Here is a 12,923-nt window from a genome sequence, read left to right as displayed (position 1 = left end):
ATCCTCGTCTCCACTGGGCGTGGGGCGGGTTACCCGGCGGCGGACGGGTAAACGGCCCGTCCGCCGGGTGCGGGGCCGCACCGGGGCTGGGCCCTGCGGGCGGCTGGGCACGGATACGCGTTTCCGCCGGGGTGACGACCGCTTCGGTGTGTCGGGGCGGGTGGGGCCGCACGCGTGGACCAGGGTTTAACCACCGGCGGCGGGGTCAGTCGGTCACCGACCGGCCCGGCCGGTGACCGGTGCGACCCCGCGAGGAGTGTGGTGATGGCCCATCAGGAACACGCGGCCCCGGTGGGCGTGGGCCCCGAGGGCCGTCCGGCGGAGCCCGGGGAGGAGCCGCGGCGGCTCGGACGGCAGGTCACGGAGTGGCTGCGGACCACGGACCACAAGGTCATCGGCAACCTCTACCTGGTGACCTCGTTCGGCTTCTTCCTCTTCGCCGGCCTGCTGGCCCTCCTCATGCGCACCGAACTGGCCGCTCCGGGGCTGCAGCTGACGACACCGGACCAGTACAACCAGTTCGTCACCATCCACGGCACGATCATGATGCTGCTCTTCGCGACGCCGCTGTTCGCCGGCTTCGCGAACGCCATCATGCCGCTCCAGATCGGGGCGCCGGACGTCGCCTTCCCCCGGCTGAACGCGTTCACCTACTGGGTGTACCTCTTCGGCGGTCTCATGGTGGTGGCGGGCTTCCTGACGCCCGGCGGGGCGGCCTCGTTCGGCTGGTTCGCCTACGCGCCGCTGAACAGCCAGGCGTACTCGCCGGGCGTCGGGGCGGACCTGTGGACGATGGGGCTCGTCGTGGCCGGCACGAGCACGATCCTGGGCTCGGTCAACTTCATCACGACGGTCATCTGTCTGCGGGCGCCGGGGATGACGATGTTCCGGATGCCGCTGTTCACCTGGAACGTGCTGTTCACCTCGATCCTCGCCCTGCTGGCCTTCCCCGTCCTGACAGCGGCCCTGCTGGCGCTGGCCTCGGACCGCACCTTCGGCTCCCACATCTTCGACCCCGCGAACGGCGGCGCGATCCTGTGGCAGCACCTGTTCTGGTTCTTCGGCCATCCCGAGGTCTACATCGTGGCGCTGCCCTTCTTCGGCATCGTCACCGAGATCATCCCGGTCTTCAGCCGCAAACCCGTCTTCGGCTACCTGGGTCTGATCGGTGCGACGATCGCGATCACCATGCTGTCGGCGGTGGTGTGGGCGCACCACATGTTCGCGACCGGCGCGGTGCTGCTGCCGTTCTTCTCGCTGACGTCCTTCCTCATCGCGGTGCCCACCGGGGTGAAGTTCTTCAACTGGATCGGCACGATGTGGCGCGGTTCGCTGAGCTTCGAGACACCGATGCTGTGGGCGCTGGGGTTCCTGGTGACGTTCCTGCTCGGCGGGCTCACCGGCGTCCTGGTGGCGTCCCCGCCGCTGGACTTCCACCTGACGGACAGCTACTTCGTCGTCGCCCACCTGCACTACGTGCTCTTCGGCACCGTCGTCTTCGCGATGTTCGGCGGCTTCTACTTCTGGTGGCCGAAGTTCACCGGGCGGATGCTCCACGAGGGTCTGGGCAGGGTCCACTTCTGGTCGACGCTGGTCGCCTTCCAGATCACTTTCCTCGTGCAGCACTGGCTGGGCGAGAGCGGCATGCCGCGCCGGGTCGTGGACTACCTGGAGGCGGACGGGTTCACCGTGCTGAACGTCGTCTCCACCGCCGGGGCCTTCCTGCTGGGCGTCTCCACAATGGTGTTCCTCTACAACGTGTGGTGGACCACCCAGCACGCCCCCCGGGTCACCGGGAACGACCCCTGGGGCTACGGCAGGTCACTGGAGTGGGCGACCTCGTGCCCGCCGCCCCGCCACAACTTCGTGACGCTGCCCCGCGTGCGGTCCAACGACCCGGCGTTCAGCGTCAACCATCCGGAGATCGTCGCCTACGAACAGCGGTGGAAAGAGGAGCTGAGGCGGTCATGAGAGCGGAGGCCCTGTACTTCGCGGGCGTCGCGGGCTTCTTCGCGGTCGTCGCGCCGGTGTACCTGCGGTACGGGGACGACCCGGCGGGCGGCGCCGTCCTGGTGGTGTGCTGTCTGATGGCGGGGCTCGTCGCCTTCTTCCTGTGGACGCAGTACCGGCGCCGTGGGCGGCGGCCCGAGGACCGTCGCGAGGGGGAGATCATGGAGCGGGCCGGGCCGCTGGACTTCTTCCCGCCGCACAGCGGCGCCCCGGTGGTGACGGCGGCCGGCATGGCCCTGCTCGGCCTCGGCGTCGTCTTCGGGTTGTGGCTCCTCCTGATCGGCTTCGCGGTGCTCACCGGCGGGGTCTTCGCCTTCGTCCTCCAGTACGCCGACCCGGACTGACGCGCCGGCCGCTTCCGGGCCGCTCAGCCGCCGTCCCGACCCGTGCGGCCGGGGGGCGCGGTGCGCACGGCGATCTCGCGCCGCTCCTCGGGGGTCGTCGGCATCTCGACCCGCCTGCCGTAGTACCAGCGGTTCAGCGCCCCGCGCAGCCGCTCCCGGCGTGGCGGGCGTCCCCCGGCCCCCTCGGCGGCGGGCGGGCCCCCGTCCACCGGGCGGGGTACGTCCCGGACCAGCAGCGGGTAGCGCTTCTCGGCCGGCAGCGGCCGGTGCCGGTCCCCGAACCCGCCGGCGACGGACTGGCCGACGTGCCCGCTCTCGTCGCCCTCCAGCAGCCGGTCCCGGTCCCGCTCCTGGAGCGCCAGGCACACGCGCCGGGTGAGGAGGAACGCCAGCAGGGGGGCGGCGAACACGGCCGCTCGGAAGAACCACACCAGCCCGTTCACCGACAGGTGGAAGAGGTAGGCGATCAGGTCCTGGCCACCCGCCAGCAGCAGCACCCCGTAGAAGGTGACCCCGGCGACACCGAGCCCGGTACGGGTGGGCCGGTCGCGCGGCCGGTCGCACAGGTGGTGCTCACCCCGGTCGCCGGTGACCCAGCGTTCGAAGAACGGGTAGAGGTAGAGGACCGCGAAGAGCGCGGCGGGCAGCAGCACGGCCGGGACCAGCACGTTCAGCATCAGCGTGTGGCCCCACAGACTGATCTCCCAGCCGGGCATGAGCCGCAGGGAGCCCTCCAGGAAGCCGATGTACCAGTCGGGCTGAGAGAAGGTGGAGACCTGCTCGGTGCGGTAGGGGCCGTACGCCCAGATCGGGTTGATCTGCGCGACGGCACCGAGGACCGCCAGGACGCCGAAGACGCAGAAGAACAGCCCGCCGGACTTGGCGACGAACAGCGGGACCATCGCGTCGCCCACGACGTTGCGGTTGGTGTGCCCCTTGGCCGCCCACTGGGTGTGCTTCAGATAGAAGACGAGCACGAGGTGCACGGTGATCAGCGCCAGCAGCAGGCCGGGCACGAGCAGGATGTGCGTCACGTACAGGCGCGGAATGATGATGTCGCCCGGGTACTCGCCGCCGAAGACGAGGAAGCTGAGGTAGGTGCCCACGACCGGGATGGAGAGCATGATGCCCTGTGCGATCCGCAGGCCCGTCCCGGAGAGCAGGTCGTCGGGCAGGGAGTAGCCGCAGAAGCCCTCGCCGAGGGCCAGCAGGAACAGCGTGACGCCCACGACCCAGTTGAACTCCCGGGGGCGGCGGAAGGCGCCGGTGAAGAAGACCCGCAGCAGGTGCAGGGCGATCGCCGCCGTGAACAGCAGCGCCGCCCAGTGGTGGATCTGCCGGATCAGCAGGCCGCCGCGCACGTCGAAGCTGATGTCCAGCGTCGAGGCGTACGCCGCCGACATCCGCACGCCGCGCAGCGGCTCGTAGGAACCGCCGTAGACGACCTCGCCCATGCTGGGGTCGAAGAAGAGGGTGAGGAAGACGCCGGTGAGCAGGAGCACGACGAAGCTGTAGAGCGCCAGCTCCCCGAGCAGGAACGACCAGTGGCCCGGGAAGGCCTTGCGCAGGATCTCCTTGCCGCCCCGGGCGACGGGCAGCCGCGCGTCGAGCGAGTCGAAGGTACGGAGCGCCGCCTGTCTGGTCGCGTCCTGGACGCGAGCCTTCCTGCGGGACGGCAACACGGGCGCTCGCACTCCTCATCGGCGCGGACAGTGGCTTCCCCGGTTTCCCGCCCCGCGCCGGTCAAACGCCGTGTCGCCCCGCTGCCGCGACGATGTCCCCCCGCCGCACGTGACGGCAGGTCAGCCGGTGGACCAGGGAGGCCGTGACGGCCGTCGCGGCCAGCGCCGCCACCGCCGTACGGCCGTGGTGCCGGGAGAGACCGGCCTGCGGGCTGCGCCGGTGCGCGGAGCCGGTGAACCGTCCCCGGGTGCCGAAGTCGCGCCCCCCGGGCCCGTCGGCGGGCTCCCACAGGTTGGCCGGGGCGTCCGGGTCCGCTGGTTCGTCGGTCTGCTGGGAGTCGTAGCCGGTGCGCGCGAGGTAGCGGTCGAGCAGGCCCGGAGCGAGCCGGTTGGCGAGGAGGGTGCCGACGGTGGAGCCGCCGACCCAGTACGCACGGCGCCGGGGGTGCGCCGCGGCGTGCACGACCGTCCGCGCGACCGTCTCCGGCTCGTAGAGGGGAGGCACTGGCTGTGGCCGGCGCGGCAGCCGCGACAGCACCCAGTCGAACTGCGGCGTGTTGACCGCCGGCAGCTGCACCATGGTGACGCGGACGGAGCTGCGCTCGTGGAGCAGTTCGCACCTGAGCGACTCGGTGAAGCCCTGCACGGCGTGCTTGGCCGCGCAGTAGGCCGCCTGGAGCGGGATGCCGCGGAAGGCCAGCGCCGAGCCGACCTGCACGATCGCGCCCCTGCCCCGGGGCCGCATGTGGCTGAGGGCCACCAGGGTGCCGTGGACGTACCCCAGGTACGTCACTTCCATCACCCGTTTGAACTCCTCCGGGCGGACCTCCACCACCGGTGCGAAGACGCCGCTGAAGGCGCAGTTCACCCAGACGTCGATGGGGCCCAGCTCGGCCTCCACGCGCCGGGCCGCTTCGGCCAGCGCCGCGTGGTCGGCGACGTCCACCGGGAGGGGCAGCGCCGTCCCGCCGGCCGCCTCGACCTCCCGGGCGGCCCCCTGGAGCCCGCGCGTGCCCCGGGCCAGCAGCGCGACCTTCGCTCCGCGCTCACCGAAGGCCCGCGCCGACGCCCGGCCGACCCCGGCGCTCGCGCCCGTCACCACCACGACCCGCTGTTCGCCACGCACACCCGGCCTCCCTTCCCGACGCGTCCCGGCCGGTGGCCCAGGTACCCGCTGCGCCGACGGTCACACGCCCGGGGCCGAGGGACGCCGGACGAGGGAGGGCGGACGGGTGAGCGTTCAGGCCACGCCGAGGGAGCGCAGGACGTGGCGCTGGCGGGGTGTGAGGCGGGTGGGGAAGTAGAGGTAGCACACGCCTCCGGTGCCGCCCTTGACCTTGCCGTCGGCGTCGCGGCGCTTCGTGCGCAGCCAGATGTTCTCGAAGGCGCGCCGCGGGTAGACGCGGCGGACCTCGGCGTTGCTGTCGGCGTTGGGGTCGTTCGCGATGACGTCGCCGTCCCGGGTGAAGCCGATCACGGTCATCAGGTGACCGGCGGTGCCGTACCCGGCGCCGGGCAGCTCCTCCTCCCGGAAGGACTGCGAGGTGATCAGCGGGATGCCGGCCCGGACGAGCCGTTCGGCGTCGTGGAGGGAGTCCAGCCGGGTGACGACGGCCTGGAGGTCGTCGTAGGTGGCGGCGTAGGCCGCGTTGAAGGGCCAGTTCCCGCAGCCTTCGTACTGGTAGTCGTAGCTGCCTCGGGCCGCGTGGCACACCTGGGGGTCGTCGTAGGCGGGGTCGACCCAGCCGTAGTCGGCGGGGTCCGGCACCCGGCCCCAGGACTCGATGATCATCTGGGAGGACGTCGGGCTGCACCAGGCCTCCCCGCCGTTGTCGTACTCGGGGTAGCGGCCGATGTGGATGTTCTGCGAGTAGCGGGGCGCGTCCAGCTCGACGCCGGCCGCCTCGCCGGGCTCGGTGGCGGGCACCTCGAACCGGTCGGGCACGTCGGAGGTCATGGCGCCCAGCCGCCACAGCGTCGGCGTCTCCCGGCTGCCCGGGGCGCGCAGCAGGGTGGCGCGGAGCTGGAAGGCGGTGAGCTTCAGGCCGTCCTCGGTGACGGCGAGGGTGTCGGTCCACACCGTGCTGCGTCCGTCGCCCTGGCCGCTCACCGACGTGCGGCGGGGCACGTCGTCGCCGTCACCGGAGGTCCAGACGCCGAGCGTGTACCAGGGCGAGGAGGTGCCGTCGGAGTAGGTCCCGCGGGCCTCGACCCGCAGCCAGGTACCCGCGGGGGTCTGGGCGTTCCAGGAGGCGATGAGCTCACCGGCGGGGTGGTGCAGGCGCTGGACCGGGGAGAGCCACGTGCCGTACTCCCACCGCTCGCGCGCGGTACCGCCGTGCGGGTCGCGGTAGGTCAGCGTGCCGGCGGGGGCGGCGACGCGGAGACCGGGGCGCCGTCCCGCGTGCACCCGGAGGCCGTCGGACGAGCCCTGCCGCCAGTCGCGGACACCGCTCCACGCCCGGTGGGCGACGGTGGACGCGGTCCGTCCGCCCCCGCCGGCCGGGGGCCGCGCGGGTGCGGCGGCGGCCGGCACCGTGCTCGCCGCCGCGGTGGCGGCGACGGCCACGGAGGCCGCCAGGAGGGCTCGACGGGTCGGGACGGGTCGGCTCATGCGGGTGGTCCCCCAAGTCGCTCGGAGTCGGTCGCCACGGTGGCGGCTGCGTCAACTATCGCCGGGACCGGGGCGCCGGGCCAGAGGCCGCGCCCGGTGGGCGCCGGCCGTCATGGGCCTGGACCACTGACGGTCGAGCGGGCCGTAGGCTGGCCGGGTGACGCCCCCCTCCCCCGCCCCGGACGCCCTCGCGGCGCGGCTGCGGACGCTCCCGGCCTCCTGTGGAGCGGTGCGCCTGGTGGCCGTCGACGGGCACGCGGGCTCGGGCAAGAGCACGCTGGCCCGGATCCTGGCGGCGGCGCTGGGCGACGCGCCGGTCCTGCACCTGGACGACCTGGCCTCGCACGCCTCGTTCTTCGGCTGGACGGCGCGGCTCGCCGACGAGGTCCTCACCCCCCTCGCGCGCGGCGCCACGGCCCGGCCGGCGGCCTACGACTGGGAGCGGCGCGCCTTTGGCCGGCCGCTCGTCCTGCCGCCCGCGCCCGTGGTGCTGCTGGAGGGGGTGGGCGCCGGCCGGCGGGCGGTGCGGCCCGCGCTGGCGGCGGTGCTGTGGCTCGACGTGGACCGCGAGGTCGCCTGGGAGCGGGGGCGGCGCCGCGACGGGCCCGCGCTGGCGGCGTTCTGGGACGCCTGGACGGCGGCGGAGCAGGCGCACTTCGCCGCCGACCCGACCCGTCCGTACGCGGATCTGCTCGTGCGGCAGGTGCCGCGCGGGTACGCGGTGCTGCCGGGGCCGCAGGCACGTCGGCTCCACGACGAGCGTCACCCGGAGTAGTCGCGCGGGTCCGGTGTGCGGCCGGTCCGGCCGGGGCCCGGCGAGCCCGGGGGCGACCGTGGGACGGGCTCGGCCACCGGCGGCGTGCGCGGCGCGACCAGGCCGGGCGCGGGCGGGGAACCCTGGGATTTATGCACCGGGCATATGCCTTGACCTGCGGTGCGGTAACGGATTACGTTCGCGGTACACGGTCCGTTCGGATCGTCCGCAAGCGCGGAGCCCTCGGTTGTTCCCCCGTGACCGGGGGCTTCGTCCTGCCGGGCCCACGGCGCGTCCGGGCCGGTCGCCGACCGCCCGCCGTGACCACCCTGAGTCAGCACCTGCGGTACGGCTGCCGGTCGCGCGCACACCGTCCGTACCGCGGCCTTCGACGCAGCGTGCGGCACGGGTACGATGCGAGACGTTGCGAGGCGCCGGGCGATCCCCGACCATGATTCTTCAGCGAGCTTCAACCGCCGTCCGTGATAAGGCAGTTGGCCGGGCAGGGTGAGGCCCGGCGGCACCCGACGGGATCGGCCCTGGGGGACGGGATGGACTTCGGCACGCGGGACTCAGGAGAGCCGCGCGCACCGGCCGACCTGGCCTGGCTGCGCGGCGTGGACTCCTACACCGTGGGCAACTACCCGCAGGCCGAGGAGGAGTTCCGCGCGGCCGTGCGCCTCGACGTGGGCATGGCCGACGCCTGGCTGGGGCTGCACGCCCTCCGTGTCGACACCACCACGGCCCTGCTGCGGATGTTCGAGTACCGCGACCGCTTCGGGGAGCAGCGCTCCCGGCACGGGCGCAAACTCAACTCCTGGTACTGGCTGGGCTGGTGGGTCCAGCCGGTACTGGAGAGCGGCCGTGACCTGCTGCTCGCGCACGCCTCGCACTGGCTGGACGGCCGGCACCTGGCCGAGCTCGACCGCGCGCTGGCCGGATGCCCGCCGCCGGACTCCGATCCGCACGTGCGCTTCCTGCACGCCTGCCGCGCCTACCTCGCCAAGGACTGGGAGGGCCTGGTGGTCCACACCGAGCCGCTGGTCGACGATCCCCTGCTGGGGATCGAATCCGGCCTGTTCGCGGGCATGGCCCGGGTGCGGCTGGAGATGTACGGGCAGGCCGAACCGCTCCTGGCCGCCGCCCTGATGCGGTGCCGCAGCGAGCAGCCGCAGCGCAAGGAACTGCGGTACTGGCTGGCACGGGCCCGGGAGGGCACCGGCCGCAGCGCGGCGGCCCTGCCGCTGTACCGCGCCGTGCACCGGGTCGACCCGGCCTTCATGGACACCGCCGCCCGGCTCACCGCCATCGCCGAGTCGGACGGCACGGCCGACGCGCTCACCTCCTCCTGGGCCGCTCCGCTGCGGACGGCGAGCGGCGGCGGCGCGCCGGACGCCGGCGGCGCCCGCGAGGCGGGGCCCGAGACGGGCGGCCCGGACGGCGGCGAGGCCCAGGGCGCCGTGCCGGAGGAGCTGTGGGACACGGCGCCGGGCGCCCCGGTGGGCGTCGGCACGGTGCGGGACGGCGGCGCGCGGCGGACGGGCCGGGGGGCGGGCGAGCGCTGGCCCCGGGGGCCGGCCGACCCGGACCTGCTGGCCCAGGCGCTGGAGGAACTGGCGGGCATGGTCGGGCTGGAGCCCGTCAAACGCCAGGTCCGGGCGCTGTCGGCGCAGCTGCACATGGCCCGGTTGCGGTCCCGTCAGGGGCTGCCGGTGCAGCCCCCGAAGCGGCACTTCGTCTTCTCCGGCCCGTCGGGAACGGGCAAGACGACCGTGGCCCGGATACTCGGGCGGGTGTTCTACGCCCTGGGGCTGCTGGGCGGGGACCACCTGGTGGAGGCCCAACGGTCGGACCTGGTCGGGGAGTTCCTCGGCCAGACGGCCGTGAAGGCGAACGAGCTGATCGACAGTGCGCTCGGCGGGGTCCTCTTCGTCGACGAGGCCTACAGCCTGTCCAACTCCGGGTACGCCAAGGGCGACGCCTACGGTGACGAGGCCCTGCAGGTGCTCCTCAAGCGCGCGGAGGACAACCGGGACCGGCTGGTCGTCATCCTCGCCGGCTACCCCGAGGGGATGGACCGGCTGCTCGCCGTCAATCCCGGGCTCGGCTCCCGCTTCACCACCCGCATCGACTTCCCGAGCTACCGCCCGGCGGAGCTGACGGCGATCGGCGAGGTGCTGGCGGCGTCGAACGGCGACCGGTGGGACGAGGAGGCCCTGGAGGAGCTGCGCAGCATCAGCGGCCACGTGGTGGACCAGGGCTGGATCGACGAGCTCGGCAACGGCCGGTTCCTGCGCACCCTGTACGAGAAGAGCTGCGCCTACCGGGATCTGCGGCTGACGTCCTGGCCGGGCACCCCGTCGCGCGAGGACCTGGCGACGCTGCGGCTGCCCGACCTCATGCAGGCCTACGGCGAGGTGCTCTCGGGCCGGGGGCCCGTCGGTCCGCGATCCGAGCCGCCGCCCGACTGACGGGCCGGTTCACCCGGCGTCCGGCTCACCCGCCCGTCCGGTGCCGTACCGCTCGGCGAGCGACCGCAGCGCGGCCGCGTCCCGCACCGCCTGGGCGCGTGCGACGCCGGGCTGGATGCCCATGGCCGGCAGGCTCGTGCCGTCGGCGAGGTCGAGGTAGACCCACGGGTCGCCGGAGCGCAGGTTGACGGCGATGATCTCCGCCCACTCCAGCCGCCTGCTGCGGGTGAGGTTGACGACGGTGACCCCGTCGGCGTCCGCCGTGACGTGCGGGCGTGCCAGCAGCCACATCACCGCGAGGGCGAGCAGCCCGGTGGCGATGAAGCTGGCGCGCTCCCCCGCCGCCAGCCGGTCCAGGATGAGCGCGATGACCGTCAGGGTGACGAGCATCGCGACGCCGACCGCGAGCAGGACGGCGCGGCTGCGGCGGGGTCGGAAGGTCACCGGCAGGCCGGGTCCGTCGGCGGGGGGCACGGGCGGGTTCTCCCTCGAAGGTGGTGCGAGCCGTGGGCGGTGCCTACACGCGGCAGGCGTGGATGTTCGTGGTGAGGATGGCGCGGGCGCCGAGGTCGTACAGGTCGTCCATGATCCGCTGGGCCTCCCGCGCGGGGACCATGGAGCGCACGGCCACCCAGCCCTTGTCGTGCAGCGGGGAGACGGTGGGCGACTCCAGCCCCGGGGTCAGCTCGACGGCCTTCTCCACGTGCTCGGCGCGGATGTCGTAGTCCATCATCACGTACTTGCGGGCCACCAGGACGCCCTGCATGCGGCGCAGGAACTGCTGCACCTTGGGGTCGTCGGTCGCGGTCCCCCGGCCCCGGACGACGACGGCCTCGGAGAGCAGGATGGGGTCGCTGATGATCTCCAGACCCGCGTTGCGCAGCGTGGTGCCCGTCTCCACGACGTCGGCGATGACCTGCGCGACCCCGAGCTTGATGGCCGTCTCCACCGCACCGTCGAGCCGGACCACGGAGGCGTCGACCCCGTGTTCGGCCAGGTGCTGGGTGACCAGGCCGGGGAAGGACGTGGCGACCGTCATGCCGCCGAACTCGGTGACGTCCTTCGCCGTGCCCGGCAGGGTGGCGTAGCGGAACGTGGAGCCGGCGAAGCCGAGTTGGAGGATCTCCTCGGCCTCCGCGCCCGAGTCCAGCAGGAGGTCCCGCCCGGTGATGCCGATGTCGAGCTTCCCGGAGCCGACATAGACGGCGATGTCGCGGGGACGGAGGAAGAAGAACTCCACGTCGTTGGCCGAGTCGACGAGGACGAGTTCGCGGCGGTCCTTGCGCTGGCGGTATCCCGCCTCATGGAGCATCGCCGACGCAGGCTCGGACAGTGAACCCTTGTTGGGGACGGCGATGCGCAGCATGGTGCGGGATTCCTTCACTCGTGAGGGGGAAACGGAGGGGACCGGTGCGGTTCAGAGGTGAGCGTATACGTCGTCGAGCGTGATGCCGCGCGCGACCATCATCACCTGGAGGTGGTAGAGGAGCTGCGAGATCTCCTCGGCGGTGCGCTCGGCGCCCTCGTGCTCGGCGGCCATCCACACCTCGGCCGCCTCTTCGACGACCTTCTTGCCGATGGCGTGGACCCCGGAGGAGACCAGCTCGGCGGTGCGGGAGGTGGAGGGGTCGCCGGTGGCGGCCTTGTGCTGCAGCTCGGCGAAGAGCTCGTCGAATGTCTTGTTCGCCATGGTGGTGCTCACCCTACGGGGTGCGCCGGTACGCGGTCGCACCGTGTCCGGGTTCTGGATGTCCGCGCCGGTGCTCGGGCGGACGTCAGGCCCCGGCCTCCAGGGTGTCGAAGGGTAGGCCCTTGGCGTCGTAGGCGATGACGGTGTAGGAGGTGAAGCGGGGCAGGGAGCGGGTGTCGACGACGTACACGCCCCAGCCCGGCTCCCCGGGGAGGGTGTACAGGTCGGCCTCGACGGTGCGGCCGCCCGCCGTCAGCTCGATCCGGTCCGGCGGCTCCGGCAGCCGCCAGGCGCCGTGCGCCCGCTGGATGCCGTCGGCCGCCGAGGAGGCGTGGCCCCCGCTGATGCTGCGCGGGCGGATACTCGTGCCCATCCGATCCGAGCGGGACGACTCCAGGGACGCGGCGAAGGATTCGGGGCTCGTCAGCACGTAGTTCTGCCGGCCCTCCGGGAGGAGTGCCAGGCGCAGATCCCCGGCGACGGGGACCGGCTCGTAGGGGGTCACGGTGTGCAGCCGGGGGACGGGGGCGGGCGGGGACGGAGCGGAGGCGGCCGGGGCCGGCCGGGCCGGGGACGGGGAGACGGGCCAGGCGGACAGCAGCGCGGGCACCGCCAGGACGGCGAGCACCGCGGCGCCGGCCGCGGCCCGGCGGCGGGCCCGCCGGGCGCGGCCCGCACGGACGACGGCCTCCACCGGGGCCGGCCCGGTCGGCGCCTCGTGCGCCTCGCGGCGCAGTGCGGCGGCCAGCTCGCGTGCCGTGGACTCCTCGTGCGTCGGATGGTTCGTCATACGCGTTCGCTCGCTGTCAGTCGGGGCAGTTCGGCACGCAGCCTGCGCAGCGCCCGGGCCGTCTGGCTACGGACGGTGCCCACGCCGGTGCCCAGGAGCGCGGCGACCTCCGCCTCACTGCGGTCCTCCAGGTAGCGCAGGACGACAGTGGCACGCTGCCGGGCGGGCAGGGCGCGCAGGGCGTCCAGCAGGACGCTGCGCTCGACCACCTGGTCCGCGCGGTCGGACGCGGGCCGCTCGGGCAGCCAGTGGGTGAGCCACTCGCCGATCCGGCGGCGGCGGAGCCGGTCGGCGTTGGTGTTGATCAGGATGCGCCACACGTAGGCGTCCTGGTCGCGGGCGCCGCACACCTTCTCCCAGCGGGTGTAGGCCCGTGCCAGCGCGGCCTGGACCAGGTCCTCGGCGTCCTGGTGGTGCCCGGTGAGCAGGTAGGCGGTCCGCAGCAGACGTGGCCAGCGGCTGTGGACGAACCTGCGGAAATCGTCCTCCGCGGTCTTCTTCACTCGTGTCCCATGGGTCGTCGCGGGCCGGCCGGGCGCCCCCCAGCGCCCGGTCGGCGGGAGGAACC

The 12,923-nt window shown here is 73.5% G+C and carries 12 protein-coding genes; 4 read left to right on the top strand and 8 right to left on the bottom strand.

The window, feature by feature from the left end; translation table 11 throughout:
• The first annotated feature begins 264 nt into the window (after nucleotides 1-264).
• Nucleotides 265-1,971: an aa3-type cytochrome oxidase subunit I gene (gene ctaD, locus V6D49_RS24995; protein ID WP_340563182.1), complete on the top strand. Its 1,707-nt coding sequence runs from the start codon at nucleotides 265-267 to the stop codon at nucleotides 1,969-1,971.
• Nucleotides 1,968-2,354 carry an aa3-type cytochrome oxidase subunit IV gene (gene ctaF / locus V6D49_RS24990; RefSeq protein WP_340563180.1) on the top strand — a complete coding sequence of 129 codons (387 nt, stop codon included), beginning with the start codon at nucleotides 1,968-1,970 and terminating at the stop codon, nucleotides 2,352-2,354. Before ctaD ends, ctaF begins: the two co-directional genes overlap by 4 nt.
• Before the next feature lie 23 nt (nucleotides 2,355-2,377).
• Here the strand turns inward: ctaF and qcrB are convergent, their stop codons facing one another.
• The 3 genes from qcrB to V6D49_RS24975 form a co-directional block, all read right to left on the bottom strand.
• A complete protein-coding gene (qcrB, locus tag V6D49_RS24985; RefSeq protein ID WP_340563177.1) occupies nucleotides 2,378-4,036 on the bottom strand; it encodes a cytochrome bc1 complex cytochrome b subunit in 1,659 nt (552 codons plus the stop codon).
• Nucleotides 4,037-4,097: 61 nt separating this feature from the next.
• On the bottom strand, nucleotides 4,098-5,162 hold the full coding sequence (locus tag V6D49_RS24980) for an SDR family oxidoreductase (protein WP_340563175.1): 1,065 nt from the start codon (nucleotides 5,160-5,162) through the stop codon (nucleotides 4,098-4,100).
• A 114-nt stretch (nucleotides 5,163-5,276) separates the two neighbouring features.
• A complete protein-coding gene (locus V6D49_RS24975) occupies nucleotides 5,277-6,650 on the bottom strand; it encodes a peptidase C39 family protein (protein ID WP_340563172.1) in 1,374 nt (457 codons plus the stop codon).
• A gap of 157 nt (nucleotides 6,651-6,807) precedes the next feature.
• Here V6D49_RS24975 and V6D49_RS24970 point away from each other — a divergent pair, with 157 nt between their 5' ends.
• Together V6D49_RS24970 and V6D49_RS24965 are read left to right on the top strand one after the other, a co-directional pair.
• A complete protein-coding gene (locus V6D49_RS24970; RefSeq protein WP_340563170.1) occupies nucleotides 6,808-7,425 on the top strand; it encodes a uridine kinase family protein in 618 nt (205 codons plus the stop codon).
• Between the two features lie 530 nt (nucleotides 7,426-7,955).
• Nucleotides 7,956-9,875 carry an AAA family ATPase gene (locus V6D49_RS24965; RefSeq protein ID WP_340564310.1) on the top strand — a complete coding sequence of 640 codons (1,920 nt, stop codon included), beginning with the start codon at nucleotides 7,956-7,958 and terminating at the stop codon, nucleotides 9,873-9,875.
• A gap of 9 nt (nucleotides 9,876-9,884) precedes the next feature.
• On the opposite strand, the gene V6D49_RS24960 is transcribed toward V6D49_RS24965, so the two are convergent.
• From V6D49_RS24960 to V6D49_RS24940, 5 genes are all read right to left on the bottom strand, one after another.
• Nucleotides 9,885-10,349 carry a PH domain-containing protein gene (locus V6D49_RS24960; protein WP_340563167.1) on the bottom strand — a complete coding sequence of 155 codons (465 nt, stop codon included), beginning with the start codon at nucleotides 10,347-10,349 and terminating at the stop codon, nucleotides 9,885-9,887.
• A 43-nt stretch (nucleotides 10,350-10,392) separates the two neighbouring features.
• Entirely contained in the window at nucleotides 10,393-11,241 is an 849-nt protein-coding gene (gene hisG / locus V6D49_RS24955) for an ATP phosphoribosyltransferase (RefSeq protein ID WP_340563166.1), read from the bottom strand.
• 51 nt (nucleotides 11,242-11,292) lie between these two features.
• Nucleotides 11,293-11,565, bottom strand: a complete 273-nt coding sequence (locus V6D49_RS24950) for a phosphoribosyl-ATP diphosphatase (protein ID WP_340563164.1) — start codon at nucleotides 11,563-11,565, stop codon at nucleotides 11,293-11,295.
• Nucleotides 11,566-11,650: 85 nt separating this feature from the next.
• On the bottom strand, nucleotides 11,651-12,355 hold the full coding sequence (locus V6D49_RS24945) for a hypothetical protein (RefSeq protein ID WP_340563163.1): 705 nt from the start codon (nucleotides 12,353-12,355) through the stop codon (nucleotides 11,651-11,653).
• Nucleotides 12,352-12,858, bottom strand: coding sequence for a SigE family RNA polymerase sigma factor (locus tag V6D49_RS24940; RefSeq protein ID WP_340563160.1), 507 nt, complete (start codon nucleotides 12,856-12,858; stop codon nucleotides 12,352-12,354). Before V6D49_RS24940 ends, V6D49_RS24945 begins: the two co-directional genes overlap by 4 nt.
• Nucleotides 12,859-12,923 lie beyond the last annotated feature (65 nt).

Source organism: Streptomyces sp. GSL17-111 (assembly GCF_037911585.1).
In the GTDB taxonomy this organism is placed as follows: Bacteria; Actinomycetota; Actinomycetes; order Streptomycetales; family Streptomycetaceae; genus Streptomyces.
This window is presented reverse-complemented; position numbering and strand designations above follow the sequence as displayed.

Bases quoted from the DNA above. Each gene is read 5' to 3' on its own strand.
- ctaF (WP_340563180.1), top strand. From the start codon at position 1,968: ATGAGAGCGGAGGCCCTGTACTTCGCGGGCGTCGCGGGCTTCTTCGCG.
- V6D49_RS24975 (WP_340563172.1), bottom strand. From the start codon at position 6,650: ATGAGCCGACCCGTCCCGACCCGTCGAGCCCTCCTGGCGGCCTCCGTG.
- hisG (WP_340563166.1), bottom strand. From the start codon at position 11,241: ATGCTGCGCATCGCCGTCCCCAACAAGGGTTCACTGTCCGAGCCTGCG.
- ctaD (WP_340563182.1), top strand. From the start codon at position 265: ATGGCCCATCAGGAACACGCGGCCCCGGTGGGCGTGGGCCCCGAGGGC.
- V6D49_RS24945 (WP_340563163.1), bottom strand. From the start codon at position 12,355: ATGACGAACCATCCGACGCACGAGGAGTCCACGGCACGCGAGCTGGCC.
- V6D49_RS24950 (WP_340563164.1), bottom strand. From the start codon at position 11,565: ATGGCGAACAAGACATTCGACGAGCTCTTCGCCGAGCTGCAGCACAAG.
- V6D49_RS24965 (WP_340564310.1), top strand. From the start codon at position 7,956: ATGGACTTCGGCACGCGGGACTCAGGAGAGCCGCGCGCACCGGCCGAC.